The sequence below is a fragment of the Brucella sp. BE17 genome (assembly GCF_039545455.1).
Classification (GTDB): domain Bacteria; phylum Pseudomonadota; class Alphaproteobacteria; order Rhizobiales; family Rhizobiaceae; genus Brucella.
In genome coordinates, this window is the sequence record NZ_CP154468.1 from 1,039,972 (window position 1) to 1,054,818 (window position 14,847).

The window sequence follows — 14,847 nt, forward strand, 5'->3', positions numbered from 1 at the left end:
ATGGGGACCTACTGACGATCTGCTCAGTTTAGGTTCGATTTCTGGCAGCCACCAAAAGGCTTTCTGAAAGGCTGGAGAGAGGTTGGGAGCGCCAGGCAACCATCGGGAAGCCGTAGTGCTGAAAAGCGCTTGCTCCACCCCCATCCGATAAAAGTATAACAATAGGCCAAACATGATAATTATTATCTTGTTTTTTAATGCATGCCTATTTAATGCAGGCGAGTTCCTTTATGCTGATACGGGAGTGCTGTCTTGGGTGTTTTAAAGTCCTTTTTGATCGTTTCTAACTTAGCCACGTTGGTAGGTTTGAGCACACTGCCCGTCGCGGCGGAAACCACGAAGTATCCGCTCACTCTTGAGAACTGTGGCTCTCAGGTAACATACCACAACGCACCGGAACGTGCTGTCGGGCTCGGCCAGAACAGCGCAGAAATCATGTTGCTGCTCGACCTTGAAGACAAGATGGTGGGTACGGCCTTTTGGCCGAACAACGTTTTGCCGCAGGTTGCGGAAGCTAACGCTAAGGTTAAGGTTCTTACAGTCGAATTTCCGACTTTTGAATCCATACTCGCTGAGAATCCCGATTTTGTAGCCGCGGCGTTACCAAGCCTCGTTGGCCCCGCAAGTAAGGTCGCAAAACGAGAGGATTTTGAGAAGATCAGTATTCCAACGTATATCTCTCCGAGCACATGTGTGACGGAGGGCGGAAAACACGATAAATTCGGTTACGGGGACCGTTCCACACTTTGGAATATGGACACCCTATTCAAGGAAATCGAGGACATCGCGCAAATTTTCGATGTCGCTGATAAGAGACAGGCGGTTATCGCCGATCTGAAAAAACGCGAAGCTGTGCTGCGGGCAGACGCTCCTGAAAAAGGAAAAGACCTTACTTATCTGTTCTGGTTCTCAAGCTCGGCGCCCTCTGCTGACGCTTATGTCGGCGGCAAGAATACCGCTTCCGGATTCATCGCTGACGTTCTGGGCGGAACCAACGCCATCTCAAACGAGGCTGAATCTCCTGCCATTGGATGGGAAAGCATTATCGCTTCCAATCCCGATGTTATCGTCGTGACGCAAGTTGATCGCAATCGCTGGGAGCTGGACAACGCTCAGGAGAAGATCAAGTTTCTGAACAGCGACCCGGCAACGAGCCAGATGAAGGCGGTCAAGAACAAGGCATTGGTGATCATGCCGGCTCAGGCGATGAATCCGAGCGTTCAAACGATCTATGGTGCGGAACAAGTAGCTCAGCAGCTAAAGGCTCTTGGTCTAAAGTGAGCACCGAGGTACCGAGAGGTAAAGCAGGGCGTTCATTTCGCGCCATGCTGGGGCCAGCGACATATCTTGTTGGTTGCCTGGTCGCGATCGCATTGGTTGTCGGCATCAGCGTTGGGATCGGTGATATGCCGATTCCATTGGCCACAACTTATCTCGCCATCAGTAATAAGCTTGGCTGGACCTCTGCAGAGCTCAATCGAATCCATGAGACTATCATATGGGAGTACCGCTTGAGCCGTTCGCTTGTGGCAGCCTTCTGTGGTGCGGGTCTGGCACTTTGTGGCGCGATCATGCAATCGATGCTCCGCAATCCACTCGCAGAGCCTTACGTTCTTGGTATCTCCGCGGGTGCTTCAACAGGAGCGGTAGCAGTTGTCATTCTGGGAATTGGTGCCGGCGCAGTCTCTCTCTCTGCCGGCGCCTTTATTGGAGCCTTCGCGGCATTCTTTTTTGTTGCGCTTCTGTCAAACGGAGCACGCGGCGGAGCTGATCGAACAATTCTGGCAGGCGTCGCAGCTTCCCAACTTTTCAACGCCGCCACAGCCTATATCGTGACAACGTCGGGTAACGCGCAACAAGCACGAGATGTCATGTTCTGGCTGTTAGGTAGTTTTGGTGGAGTGCGCTGGCCGGAATTCGCGCTATCCTCTGTTATCGTTGGCCTCGGTCTAGTGATATGCCTTCTATACTCGCGGGTCCTCGATGCCTTTGCGTTTGGCGATGAGAATGCAGCTTCGCTCGGCATAAATATTGGACGCACACGGATCATTCTTTTTGCGCTGACAGCCACCATGACTGCTACTATCGTTAGCATGGTTGGCACGATCGGCTTCGTCGGGCTCGTGGTTCCCCATGCGGCCCGCTTCGTCGTAGGCCCCTTGCATGCAAGGCTTTTGCCAGCTTGCGCGATCGCCGGAGCGATTTTCATGGTTCTGGCCGACATTGCCTCACGTACGCTCATCCCCCAGCAGGTGCTACCGATCGGCGTCGTGACAGCACTCGTGGGCGTACCATTTTTCTCGGTCATCCTCTATAGGCTCCAGCGCGTGTCATGAGCATTAAAGCAGACAATTTGGTTTGGAAGATAGGGCCTAAAACCATCCTTGACGGAGTGTCTCTTGCCGCAGAATCTGGCAAGATGCTGGGGCTGCTGGGACCAAATGGATCAGGCAAGACATCCCTTCTGCGTCTGTTGACTGGACTCAAACGACCTCACTCCGGCACAGTCACTTTGGACGATACCAACATAGCAAAAATTCGCCGTCGGACAATTGCGCAGCGCGTTGCCTTCATCGAGCAACACGCAACGACGAATGTGAATCTCAAGGTCATCGATGTCGTCAAGCTCGGCCGCTTCCCACACCGCAGCATGTTTTCAGGCTGGACTAAAGAAGACGACGCAGCGGTGACGACTGCTCTTGAGCGCACGGAGATGACGGCAAAGCGCAACGATTTTTGGCAAACCCTCTCTGGAGGAGAAAAACAGCGTGTGCACCTTGCGCGAGCGCTTGCTCAATCTCCGAAGGAACTGATTCTTGACGAGCCGACTAACCATCTAGATGTCCATCATCAGATCAGCCTTTTGCGGCTCATATCCAATCTGCCGGTCACCAGTATCATCGCGCTTCATGACCTGAACCACGCGGCGATGTTTTGCGACCGTTTGCTCGTGCTGCAAGACGGTAAGATCGTAGCGTTCGGTGCGCCAGAAGAAGTACTCACGCGCGAATTGCTGCGCAACGTTTTTTCCGTCAAGGCGCACGTCGAAACATCCTCCTATCATTCACGACCGCACATCCATTTCTTGCCCCGATGATACACGGCATAGACTCATAAACTGAGATACCAGATATTGGTCTGTTCTCCGAAAACTGAGCTTTCATGAAGTATGGCTTATAAGCCAATGGAAAACATTGAAATGGCAGCGATTGAAGCAGGATCGGCAATCGATCCAGTGAATCGATTGCCCTGCGGAACACACAAGGCAGAAGAGATCGTCACGAAGCTTCGTTAGGTTAACATGTTGAATGCGCGGGGAAAATTGATGGCGGAAGCGATCCGTTTGATAGGCGCTACGGAAGTCACATACTACCGGTGGTGGTCGGAATCGGGTAGGCTGAGAAGTTATAACATTAATAAGCTTGTATATTCCCGCTTATAACGCCGAATAAAATATGGCAGTTCCAGAAACCACGCTATATGGTATCGCGGTGGCGAGAGTGTATATGAATCCATACGTGTTATTCATGCACTAAGAATACTGATTAATGAAAGATTTAGTTATGAAAACTACGAAATTATACAAGATTATCTCCTTGAATATATTAATATTATTATACTTATACTCGAGTGCATTCGCAAGTTATGGGTTTTATGTTGGAAAAAACCTAACAGAAGATGGCTCTGTACTAATTGGCGGCACTGGAGAAGAAGTGTCTGGGCACTGGTTGACAGTAGTACCAGCTAAAAAGCATCCAGAAGGTTCGACAATATCTGTGGGGGCAACTGACAAAGCCGACATGCCAGGCAAACTTATGGAAATTCCCCAATCGCCTGAGACTTTCAAATACATAAATATGAATTATAGCGATTTCGAGGGCTTTCCAGCGCCATTAACCAATGGTGGTTTAAACGAGCATGGGGTCGCAATTCGGGATATCTGGTCGAACTCACGCGATGAACTGGTCAGCATGACCCCTAATCCACAAACGGGGCCACAATATAGTGATCTTGCACGCATTGCCTTGGAACGGGCGACAACAGCGCGTGAAGCCGTCGAGATTATGGGGGACCTGATCAATAAGTATGGCTACACTACATATGGTGGAAACTCGCACCTGATTGCAGACAAGGACGAAGGCTGGGTGGTGCTACAATTTGCTGGCGGCAAAGGATTGTGGGTTGCCGAACGCTTGGGCCCAGATGACGTGCGCGTCTCTTATCCGGGGTATATGGGTGATATTCCAGCCGACATCACTGACAACGTGAACTATATGGCGTCACCGAATTTTTATGATTTCGCTATCGAACAGGGGTGGTGGAAACGCGAAGGCGACAAGCCATTTAATGTTCATGACGTTTATAGTGAACAAAATCGCCCGATGCGTACAGGTCAAAGACACTGGACAATTGAAACAGTGGAAAAAGAACTACACGACATGGCACCGGTCACATTGAAGAAGATGATGAAACTAGTGCGCGATCCACGTGTATCAACCGAGCGCTCTGGCTATGGTGAAGTAGCTCAACTGCGTAACACAGCTCATTCAGGTCTAAACCTACTGTGGGTTGCCCCAACTGGCTCTGTTACAGCGCCTTTTGTACCTTATCATATTGGTATAAATAAGATCATACCGGAATATGGGATTCACAGATACTTGTTTCGCGATGCAGGTTCCAAATTCCTCAATGCCGAATATCAATCTCAGGAAGCCACACAGTTTGCAGGCCGTTTGTTTAAGCAAGTAATGTATCATACGTGCGCAAATCCTGAAACCTTCATGCCAGAAGTTACCCAAGCTCTTGAAGCTTTCGAAGCGAAGCAGATCGAGGATATCGCTGAAGTTCAGGCAACGGCTGATATTCTATACAATGCTGAAAAGCCAGAATTGGCTTCAAAATATTTAACTGAATATAGCGTCCGTCAGTCAGAACGAGCATTGGACCTTGGTAACGCACTGCTTGCTTCAATCGAAGCTCGTGCGAAACTTCTTCACGGCATTGAAACTGTTGAAGGTATAGCTATAAATGCTGAAGGTGCTGACATGCCGTGCCGTAAAAAATAATTCATACTACGAATATTCAATTAAATATACCTTATGCACGGACCCTACTTACGGTCCGTGCATATTAATTTAGGCGAAAATTAGAAGTACCGCTTTAAAAATCTATTTCATAAATATATTCGGCAACTTTTTGATAATTCAAGTTAATATTTAATCTATGTTATTGCCGAGTATTATTAGACTATAACATAGATCTTGAATCCAGGGACGATTATTGAACTGACAGAGGTCGGCACGTTAATTACGTCATCATGTCCGGTTGCCGGGTCATAGCTGCGGCGCTTTCCACCCATGATGTCGACCCATAGCAGCCCCTCGCGCCGTAACTCCAGATGGGGCCTTCACCGATGATTATTCGCGTTCGGACGGCAATCCTAAAATCTGGTTTGGCGGTCATAGCGCGCTCCCTGCCAACGGTCGCCATCTGGTCCCATGCTGTGGCAATGGTGGCCGGAATATCCGCGCGGGTGCCCCGCAGATTGTGCGGATAATCCCCTAATTGGCCTCAATGTGCGAGCTGCATGAAACTGTCCGTTTATTAATCGGCGTCCAAAAACTACCCCTCTGACGTTGCCCGCAAGTTTTATTCAGTTTTGAGTTTGCTCCAGCGGTTTTGGGTTGCTGTATTTGGGGCGGTAGCGGCGGGTTGGGGGGCGGAGTCGTTCCGGCTGCGCAGCACCGCATCACGTCGCGGGTTGATTGTCTGAGCGAACTCGGCAGGCGTCATCCAGCCGAGTCCAGAGTGTGGTCGATGATCGTTGTAATCGCTGCGCCAGTTTAAAAGCGCTGATCGTGCATGGGTCAGTGACGAGAATAGCGTTTCATTCAGGAGCTCGTCTCGTAGCCGTCCATTGAAGCTTTCGATGAAGGCGTTCTGGATCGGTTTGCCAGGCGCTATATAGTGCCATTCCACTTTGGTCCGATCCGCCCAATGCAGGATTGCGTTACTGGTGAACTCACTGCCGTTGTCACTGACGATCATCTTCGGCTTGCCACGTCTTTCGATGATCCGGTCCAACTCACGGGCAACCCGCAAGCCGGAAAGGGACGTATCGGCGACAAGAGTCAGGCATTCTCTTGTGCAATCATCGACGACCGTAAGCACCCGGAACCTGCGGCTATCGGTGAGCTGATCTGACACGAAGTCCAGCGACCAGTGAACATTGGCAGCCGTCGGGATCAACATCGGCGCTCGGGTGCCTATCGCCCGCTTACGCCCGCCACGCTTGCGTACCGTCAGCTTCTCCTCCCGATAGAGCCGGAAGAGCCGCTTGTGGTTCACAAGGTGACCCTCACGCCTGAGCAGCACATGAAGACGTCTATATCCAAAGCGGCGACGTTCATGCGCCAGCTCCTTCATCCGCTCGCGAAGGTCATGGTCATCGCTGCGCCTGGTTTCGTAACGGATCGTCATACGGCAAAAGCCCATGGCTTTACACGCCCGCCGTTCGCTCATCTGGTGGTAATCCATCACATGAGCGACAGCTTTACGCCTTGCTGCGGGCGTCACCACTTCTTTCCCAAAAGGTCTTTCAAAGCGGCGTTGTCGAGCATCGCATCGGCCAGGAGCCGTTTCAGCTTCGTGTTTTCGTCTTCCAGCGTCTTCAACCGCTTTGCCTCGGACACGTCCATGCCGCCGAACTTGGCTTTCCATTTATAGATACTGGCATCGCTGACGCCGTGCTTGCGACAAAGCTCCGCGACAGGCGTGCCCGTCTCGTGCTTCTTCAGAATGCCGATGATCTGTTCGTCTGTAAAACGGTTGCGCTTCATTCTCTGGGCCTCTCAATGAGCCAGAGCTTACTTCAAAATGAATTATTTCAACGGGGCAAGGTCACAGGAGCTTTCCGTCTGACGCCTCCGATATGCTTCCGGGCTGGTTTTTGTGGAACGCCAAAAGCCTCTTTACGGAGGCTTTAAGTATTTGTATTTGTTTGTTTTTTTGCTTGCGAGGGCTTGCAGCCACCGATACAGACATTCGCTGCAAGTACCTGTTTAGAAAGACATATCGCTGTTTCTTACCATTTTTTGGCTACGACGATTCTTGTTGGTTCGAACGAATATGGCAGATATTCAACTGCCACGGGTTCTTGATAATAAGCGGAATAGGCCTTATCGGAAAACGAACGAAGCACTTAAAGTGTAAAAAGCGTCACGCGCCCACGGGATCCCATCTACGCAGCTTTCCAGACTTGGTTTAGGATAAGGGCGACAATCTCGACCTTATCCTGCGGAAGGAAGCGCCCGGAGTGCTCTGCCACTTTCGTCGCCGTGTCCTGGATGGCATAACTTGCCTGCTCATAGGCGCCGGCTCGCTTTAGACTATTCTTGGCCAACATCAATGCCGGTTGTGGCCACCAGACCGAGCATGCCCTCGTTGTTCAGTCCCGGCATTTTCTGGATTGGGTTAATGTGAAGCGTTCCGGCTGTTTTGTCCCTTGTTTGCAGATGAATTCGTAAGGGGTGAGGCCCTTGAGGGTCTTGAGCCTTCGTGCAAAATTGTACGCATCACTGAAGTCTGCGAGATGCTTTTTGAATTGGGCATGATCGTCGTAGTCAAAGCGTTTGACGGTCGCATCCTTGATCGTGCGGTTCATCCGCTCGAGCTGCCCATTGGTCCACGGGTGCTTCACCTTGGTCAGGCGATGCTCAATATAGTTCTCATCACAGACCCTGTCGAAGATATGATGAAAGGCTTATAGGTCGTACGCCCGATTGGTGAACTGGATACCATTATCGGTCAAAATGGTATGGATGGTGCAGGGCACAGCGTTGGTCAGATTGCGCAGGAACTGAGCGACATTCATCTTTCCGGCTTTGGTATGGAGTTCGACAAAGGCGAATTTCGACGTTCCATCAATGGCAACAAACAGATAGAGCTTGCCCTCTGCGGTCTGCAACTGAGCAATATCGATATGGAAGCAACCAATCGGATAGCTTTTGAACGTTCGTCGGGAAAACGATTCACTGGATTGTTTTCTGATCCTTCTCAATTTTTGGCTCCTTGCCGTCTGTCACATCCGGCAGACGGGAGATGCCATGGTGTTGCAGGCATCGGTTCAAGGATGAACGGGTCAGATGCGGGATCGTTGGCTGGAGCGCATAGAGGCAATCATCAAGCGGCAGCAACGTGTGCCTGCGAAAGGCCACGATGATGGCTTCTTCTTCCACAGATAAAACCGTCGAATGCGGGCCCTCGGGCTGGTCGAAAGGTCGCCACGCAGGTTCGCTTGTTCCATGTGGCTACTGGCTTTCGGTTGATCCCGTCACGCTTCTAAAGTGCTCTCAGGCGCTCTTGACTATGCTGTATTGCTCGACCGATCGCCCCAGTTGTTGCGGCGCTCCCGTGTAAAATCTGGCCCAGAGTGCTTCCCTCCAAGATTGTGAGAATAATGCTCCAGCAAATGACGGGATCAAACATCTGGGCCATTTGAAACGGATCACCCCACGGGGGCAGGTCAGGAGGCAGCAGGGATACACATCGGTGTACCAGCAACGGGATCTGTAATGATGATAGCGGCAACCCCGAAGACATGCTGTAAGATCCCGGCAGTCATCACAGCGCTTGGACGGCCGGTGGCCACGATCTTCCCTTTCTTAAGCATGACCATGTGGTCGGCGTAGCGTGCAGCCTGATTGAGATCGTGCAGCACGGCAACGACTGTCTTGCCGCGCTCAGCAACCAGGCGGCTCACCAACTCCATCACCTCGATCTGATGAGCGAGATCGAGAAACGTTGTGGGTTCGTCGAGCAGTAGGATGGGGGTCTCCTGCGCAAGCGCCATCGCGATCCACGCTCGTTGGCGCTGGCCGCCGGACAAGCTGTCGAGCGGTTGCCCGGCAAGGTCTTGCATCCCGGTCAGCAGCAAAGCCTGCTCGCAAACCGCATCGTCCCGTTCGGACCTGCGACCAAACAGGGAAAGGTGCGGATACCGGCCCTGCCGGACCAAATCCAGCACCGACAACCCTTCCGGCGCGCCCGGCCCTTGCGCCAGCATGCCTATGCGTCGTGCGATTTCCCTTGTCGAAAATTCGGCTATGGGCCGCCTGTCCAGCCGGACTGTGCCAGCCATCGGCGCAAGCAGGCCGCCAAGCGCGTGCAGGATGGTCGACTTGCCGCTACCGTTCGGCCCGATCAACGCGGTGAAGGCGCCGCGAGGAATGATAAGGTCGAGATCTTTTACGACCACCGCGCGGCCATAGGAGACCGTAACGCCTTCGGCGGCGAGGTCTATGTTTCCGTTTACGTCAGGCCGGGACATGACGACGCCCCCATAGCAGATATGCGAAAAAAGGTGCGCCGATCAGCGCGGTTACGATTCCAGCCGGAAGCTGGGCGGGGGCAATGATCGAGCGACCCGCAAGGTCCGCCGCCACAACCAGCGTTGCGCCGATCAAAGCCGACACGGGGATCAGTCTTGCATGGGCCGGACCGACAATTCGGCGGGCCATATGCGGCGCGACCAACCCGACGAAGCTGATCAACCCGGCGGCGGCGACGGCCGCGCCGGACAGAAGCACGCAAAGCAGGATCATCAATCCTCGAACGAAGTTGACGCGCTGTCCAAGGCTCCGCGCGGCATTGTCGCCAAAACGGATCAGGTCGAGTTGCCGACTCGACATCATCGTCAAGGCCAGGGGCGTGACAAGCCAGAGTGTGAGGACGTGCACTGCCAGCCAATCCGCGTGATAGACGCTGCCAGAGAGCCAGATCATGGCACGCTGCACGTCTCCAACCTCGCCGAAGGCGGTGAGAAAGGTCGTGGCCGCGCCCGCGAGGGCGGAAAGCCCGATGCCTATCAGGATAATGCGCAGCGACGAGGTGCCACCATTGCGCCATGACAGCATGTAGATTGCAGTTGCCATCCCGCCAGCGCCGGCAAAGCCAGCCCAGGGCAAAAGCTGGATCGGTGCCTTGCCGAGCCCCACGAAGACGATCATGGCCGCAAGAGCCGCGCCGGCATTGATGCCGAGGATACCGGGTTCGGCGAGCGGGTTGCGCATCACAGCCTGTGCTATTGCCCCGGCCACAGCGAGAGCTGCGCCGACCAGTGCGGCCAGTAACGCGCGTGGCATGCGCAGGTCGAGTACGATCATCTCGACCTGAGGATTGATGCCCGCGGGCTGTGTCAGAACCGACAACAGATCGCTGAACGATACGGTATGATCGCCATAAGCCAGAGAAGCGGAAATACTGACCAGCAGCAGCAACGAGAGAGAGATGATGCGGATCATGAGGCACCGTCCACGCGGCGGCGAGTGATCCATATGAAAAAGGGGGCTCCGACAAGCATCATCGTCACCCCAACCGGAAAACTCTGGCTGGTGAAAAAGGTCCGGCCCACGGTGTCCGCAACCAAAATCAGCAGCGCGCCGCCAGCCGCGCTGAACGGGATGATCCAGCGGTAGTCAACGCTGACCATCATCCGTGCAATGTGCGGGACGACCAGCCCGACAAAACCGATGGGACCGGCGAGCGATACCGCACCGCCGGCAAGCAGAATGACTATAACAACGGCGAGACCACGCCACATGACTGGGTTCTGCCCGACAGATTGGGCGAGCGTTGTTCCGAGGCTTAATGTCATGAGATGGCGGCGAAAGATCAGGGCCGCGGTCAGGCCCACGAGAATATAGGGTGCTACGGCGGTCACGTGAGCCATAGTGCGGCCGGTAAGCGAACCGGCCGTCCACAGCCTCACCGCGTCGAGTGTGGTCTGGTCGAAAATGAGGATCGCGGTGGTCAGCGAGGTCAGGAAAGTAGACAGCACTGCCCCGGCCAGCACCAGCTTGAGAGGGGTCGCGCCGGCAACTCCGGCCGAGGCCAACGCATAGACCACAACGGCTGCCAAGCCCGCGCCGCCGAAGGCGAACCAGATATGGGTGTTGCTCGATCCTGCCCCGAGCACGGATATCGCCAACACCACGGCGAAGGACGCCCCGGCATTGATGCCAAGCAGACCGGGCGAAGCGAGCGGGTTGTTCGTCACAGCCTGCATGATCGCACCTGCTACCGCCAGTGAGGAGCCGGCCAGGAGCCCGGCCAGCACGCGTGGCAGGCGCAGCGTCGTCACCACCAGATGTTCGCGCGAGCCATCGAACGCAAAGAGCGCCGCAAGCACATCCGCAACCGCAATGCGCGACGTGCCGAGCATCACTGACCAGACCGCCAAACTCGCCGTGGCAAGACACAGCGCCGCCAGCGATGAGGCGCGCATTGCATCCACGCGGCTATTGTGACAGCCGATCACCGTGGTTCCTGTCATCCGCCCCCCGCTCACGGCCTGGTCAGGACATAGCGTTCGATGTCGTCGAGAACCCGATGGGCAGAGGCGATGCTGTTGAAACCAAACCATGCCCCCTTCTCAACACGATACGCATGTCCCTCCTGCACCGCAGGAAGCATCTGCCAAAACGGATTTCCAATGGTCAGCGCATTCAGTGCCTCGTCCTGGCCGGGCACATTTCCCGCAGCAACCACGTAGAGTAGAATATCGCTGTTCAAGGCGTCCAACTCCTCCCAATCCGGGCGCTTTAGCACCGCGTCACCCTCAGTCGTTTCATAGACGGTGCGCCTTATACCCGCCTCCCGAAGGACAGCGTAGGGCGCATAGGCCGAAGGACCGTCAAGATAGACATGAAAGCCATGCGGTGCGACTCTGATGACCGACACTTCGACGTCAGCAGACACGCGAGTGCGGATAGCGGACGCACGGGCCTCGTAGGCTTTCAAAAGCGTGGCACCCTCATCTGGCCGATCCGCAACATCTGCCAGCAGAAGGAAGTGCTGCTTCCAATTCGCCGCGTCGATCAGGGCTGTCGGTGCGATCAGAGCCAGTTTGTCGTAGAACTGGCCATGGAATTGCGCTTCGCCGACAATAAGGTCTGGCTTGAGGCTGATTATCAACTCTAAATTGGGCTGACGCGCGTCACCGATGTCCGTGATCGAGGCATCTGTCGCACGCTCGCGCAATTCTGCGTCCGGTGCCGCCATCAGCGGCGCACCAACGACCGGAATATTCAGTTCGAGAGCCATCCCCAGATTATAGAATTGATCGAGGACAACCACGCGTTGCGGCTTTTCGGGCAGACAAACCGGGGCTTCATAAACATTCTTGGCTATTGTTCTCCCATCGCACGATGCCCACGCTGGAATAGCTGCCAACAACATGACCAAACTCACAAGAAGCGGCCTAAAAATTTCCATATTAACTCACACAATCCTGGCTGCGGGAAACATCGCCATGCTGGACAGCATGGCGATGTCTTCAGAACTTCGCCTTGACATTCAATCCGAAACTACGACCCTGGCCCAGGGTCGCCATTCTGTCTGCTTCGAGATAGGTCAGGTATTCTTCGTCAAGAAGGTTTTCAGCAAATGCATTGATTTCCCAACCGTCCAGCTGGTAGCCAGCCTGCGCGTTTACGATCGTTCTGGAACCGACGAAACTGTTGGGCGTATTTGCCGAGAACCGAGCCATGTACGAAGAGGTGTATTTTGCGTCTCCGCCGACGTAGAAGCCGTTCTCGAACTCGTAGCGACCACCCAGGCCAATGGACCACTCCGGGGCTTCCGGGAACGGAAAGCCGGGTAGATCGATCGTGCCGGCCTCACTTTCCCGGTCAAACTTCGTGTCGAGATAGCCGAGTGCAAGGAATGTGGAGAGCTGATGCGTAACCTGCCAGGTTGGCTCGATTTCGAAGCCATAGGCGCGCGCGCCTGCGGCATTCGCGATCCTGTTGGTAAGGTTCGCGAAGTCTTCAATGTCCACCTGCTGGTCTCTGTACTGGATATAGAAGAAATTGGCGTTCAACCTGAGACGATCGTCCAGCCAGCTTCCCTTGTAGAAGATTTCGTAGCTATGCGAGCTTTCCGGATCATAGTTATACATGACCCGGTTGACCGTATCGTAAGCAATTCCGCCATTGCGAAAGCCCTGCGAATAGGAAAACCCAGCCGTATGATCGTCGCCGAAATCCTTTGATATTCCAATCTTCGGAACAAAATTCGTTTCCTTACCGCTCCCTGAATAATCAGTTATACGGGGACTATTCGGAGACCGTGAATCGCGCATTCGATAGAAATAGTCCGTCGACTGCTTCGTGTAATCGATACGGCCTCCGGCTGTAAGGTGCCAACTCGGCAAAAATTCATATGTAGCCTCACCGAACGCGGCAAGATTTGTAATTTTCCTGTGATCATCCTGAAACTGGTTATAGAAGCCAAGTGTTCCATCATAGGTGTTGCTATAATTCTGATGGCTTCCAAAGACGCCGCCGACCCATTTCCATCTTTCGCTCTCATAGTTCAAGCGAGCTTCCTGGGTAAACAACGTATTCTTTCGATCTCCATTCAGTGTGTTGACTTCGCCTGACGTGCCCTCATTGATGGAAGGGCGCTGATGAATGTCATGCGTTACGCCGGATTGAGAGGTGAACCGCAACGCATCGGAAAAGTCATGCGTGATTTCCAGACCCACATTGTGGACTTTGGTAGAGCGAACCTCTGTGTAGATCGGCAGATAGTAGTCCGCCCTTTTGTCCTCCCATCGGAAGCCCTGACCCGGCCCGCCAATATTTCGTTCGGTGGGCGCGTCATGTGCGAAGGAGTAGCTGAGCAGGGCTTTTGTGTCGGGGAGTTCAGCGGGCGTGAACAACATCTTGCCACGGATGTTGTAGGTAAGGTTCGTCATGTAATCGTCGTAGCGATCGAAGCCTGTGAAGGATGGGGCAGTGAGATTACTCTTGCTGCGCTCGAACGAGCCGGCGATGCGCATGGCGATCTGGTCTTCAAGAAGCGGCGTGTTTACCATGAAGGCGGTTCCAGCCAGATGATCGTTGCCGACGGTTGCAGAAACTTCAGCCTCCTTTTCGAAGGTCGGGTCCTTGGTCTTGATATAAATTGCGCCCGCCATCGCAGCGCGACCGCTCAGTGTCGATTGAGGTCCACGATAGACCTCCACCTGCTCGACATCCCATAGACCACGTGCGCCGCGTCTGGTTCCTTCGGTCGACTGCAATACCCCGTCGACATAAAGAGACCCGATAGGATTTGCGCCGGTATTAAAGCCCTCCGAGTTCACGCCGCGAATGACGAAGCCGCCGTTAACCCAGTCGGCGTCCATGACATTCGCCATGCGACGAAAGGAATCGCGGAAGTTGCGGATCTGGCTGTCCTCAATTTCTTCAGCCGTAACGATCCCTACGCTTGCGGAGGTGTCGTTCAAGCTCGTCGCATCTCTCGCACCATAGATGGTGATGGGGTCGAGCATCGTAGCGCCGTCAGCCGATAAAGGCGCAACGTTTTCGGCCGCCACCTCGAAGACTTGTACAGTCGTCGGATTGCTGAAACTGTAGCCCAGGCCGGTTCCGGCGAGCATGGTTGCCAGTGCCTGCTCGGCGGTCATCGAGCCCCGAACGAGATTGCCGGTAGCGGATATCGGCCGGTTTTCGCGGAACACGACAGAAAGTCCGGCAATGCGACCAATATCGTTAACAGCCTGCGGCACGGGCTTGGCCTTGATGTCGAAGGGGAATTGTCCCTGCGTGATTTGCTGCGCTTGTGCTGCCGCGATTGAAGCACTGCTCGCCGCCATCAGCAGCGCCGCCGCCAGCGCAAATGTTGCCCCTCGTACCCCTTGAGCCGTCATATCTGCCTGTCCCTGTTGCTCTCGAACGTTGGAGAGCACGGGCGGCTATTTGCCACTCTTCATCATGCTCCTACTGCGTTCACGCTCGGGACGAGCAATCGGGGAACCTCCGAACGCATTTTTTTGCGCGG

At 54.1% G+C, this 14,847-nt stretch carries 10 protein-coding genes and 1 pseudogene; 4 read left to right on the forward strand and 7 right to left on the reverse strand.

Annotation, left to right across the window (positions count from 1 at the left end; genetic code table 11):
* Positions 1 to 252 precede the first annotated feature (252 nt).
* From AAIB41_RS16105 to AAIB41_RS16120, 4 genes are all read left to right on the forward strand, one after another.
* The gene (locus AAIB41_RS16105) at positions 253 to 1,281 is read left to right on the forward strand and encodes an ABC transporter substrate-binding protein (RefSeq protein WP_343315032.1); all 1,029 of its coding nucleotides are present in this window, start codon (positions 253 to 255) and stop codon (positions 1,279 to 1,281) included.
* A gap of 44 nt (positions 1,282 to 1,325) precedes the next feature.
* Positions 1,326 to 2,336, forward strand: coding sequence for an iron chelate uptake ABC transporter family permease subunit (locus AAIB41_RS16110; RefSeq protein WP_343316105.1), 1,011 nt, complete (start codon positions 1,326 to 1,328; stop codon positions 2,334 to 2,336).
* Positions 2,333 to 3,097: an ABC transporter ATP-binding protein gene (locus tag AAIB41_RS16115; protein WP_343315033.1), complete on the forward strand. Its 765-nt coding sequence runs from the start codon at positions 2,333 to 2,335 to the stop codon at positions 3,095 to 3,097. Before AAIB41_RS16110 ends, AAIB41_RS16115 begins: the two co-directional genes overlap by 4 nt.
* A gap of 451 nt (positions 3,098 to 3,548) precedes the next feature.
* Complete coding sequence (locus tag AAIB41_RS16120) at positions 3,549 to 5,066, forward strand: C69 family dipeptidase (protein WP_343315034.1); 1,518 nt, start codon at positions 3,549 to 3,551, stop codon at positions 5,064 to 5,066.
* A gap of 583 nt (positions 5,067 to 5,649) precedes the next feature.
* On the opposite strand, the gene AAIB41_RS16125 is transcribed toward AAIB41_RS16120, so the two are convergent.
* The 7 genes and pseudogenes from AAIB41_RS16125 to AAIB41_RS16155 all read right to left on the reverse strand — a co-directional run bounded on the left by AAIB41_RS16125 (position 5,650) and on the right by AAIB41_RS16155 (position 14,716).
* Positions 5,650 to 6,839, reverse strand: a protein-coding gene (locus AAIB41_RS16125; protein ID WP_343315035.1) for an IS3 family transposase whose coding sequence is annotated in 2 segments (ribosomal slippage) — positions 5,650 to 6,590 and positions 6,590 to 6,839 — 1,191 coding nt in all. Because the reading frame shifts where the segments join, the coding sequence is not laid out codon by codon here.
* A gap of 549 nt (positions 6,840 to 7,388) precedes the next feature.
* Positions 7,389 to 8,328: pseudogene (locus AAIB41_RS16130) on the reverse strand (IS481 family transposase).
* A 196-nt stretch (positions 8,329 to 8,524) separates the two neighbouring features.
* Positions 8,525 to 9,328, reverse strand: a complete 804-nt coding sequence (locus tag AAIB41_RS16135; protein WP_343315036.1) for an ABC transporter ATP-binding protein — start codon at positions 9,326 to 9,328, stop codon at positions 8,525 to 8,527.
* Positions 9,315 to 10,301 (reverse strand): iron ABC transporter permease, encoded by a 987-nt coding sequence (locus AAIB41_RS16140; protein ID WP_343315037.1) that lies wholly within the window; start codon positions 10,299 to 10,301, stop codon positions 9,315 to 9,317. Before AAIB41_RS16140 ends, AAIB41_RS16135 begins: the two co-directional genes overlap by 14 nt.
* Complete coding sequence (locus AAIB41_RS16145; protein ID WP_343315038.1) at positions 10,298 to 11,332, reverse strand: iron ABC transporter permease; 1,035 nt, start codon at positions 11,330 to 11,332, stop codon at positions 10,298 to 10,300. Before AAIB41_RS16145 ends, AAIB41_RS16140 begins: the two co-directional genes overlap by 4 nt.
* Positions 11,333 to 11,343: 11 nt before the next feature.
* Complete coding sequence (locus AAIB41_RS16150) at positions 11,344 to 12,237, reverse strand: iron-siderophore ABC transporter substrate-binding protein (RefSeq protein WP_343315039.1); 894 nt, start codon at positions 12,235 to 12,237, stop codon at positions 11,344 to 11,346.
* Positions 12,238 to 12,334: 97 nt separating this feature from the next.
* On the reverse strand, positions 12,335 to 14,716 hold the full coding sequence (locus AAIB41_RS16155) for a TonB-dependent receptor (RefSeq protein ID WP_343315040.1): 2,382 nt from the start codon (positions 14,714 to 14,716) through the stop codon (positions 12,335 to 12,337).
* Positions 14,717 to 14,847: the final 131 nt, after the last annotated feature.

Excerpts from the sequence above, each read along its gene's own strand:
- AAIB41_RS16110 (WP_343316105.1), top strand. The coding sequence starts at position 1,326 with ATGCTGGGGCCAGCGACATATCTTGTTGGTTGCCTGGTCGCGATCGCA.
- AAIB41_RS16115 (WP_343315033.1), top strand. The coding sequence starts at position 2,333 with ATGAGCATTAAAGCAGACAATTTGGTTTGGAAGATAGGGCCTAAAACC.
- AAIB41_RS16120 (WP_343315034.1), top strand. The coding sequence starts at position 3,549 with ATGAAAGATTTAGTTATGAAAACTACGAAATTATACAAGATTATCTCC.
- AAIB41_RS16135 (WP_343315036.1), bottom strand. The coding sequence starts at position 9,328 with ATGTCCCGGCCTGACGTAAACGGAAACATAGACCTCGCCGCCGAAGGC.
- AAIB41_RS16140 (WP_343315037.1), bottom strand. The coding sequence starts at position 10,301 with ATGATCCGCATCATCTCTCTCTCGTTGCTGCTGCTGGTCAGTATTTCC.
- AAIB41_RS16145 (WP_343315038.1), bottom strand. The coding sequence starts at position 11,332 with ATGACAGGAACCACGGTGATCGGCTGTCACAATAGCCGCGTGGATGCA.
- AAIB41_RS16150 (WP_343315039.1), bottom strand. The coding sequence starts at position 12,237 with ATGTTGTTGGCAGCTATTCCAGCGTGGGCATCGTGCGATGGGAGAACA.
- AAIB41_RS16155 (WP_343315040.1), bottom strand. The coding sequence starts at position 14,716 with ATGACGGCTCAAGGGGTACGAGGGGCAACATTTGCGCTGGCGGCGGCG.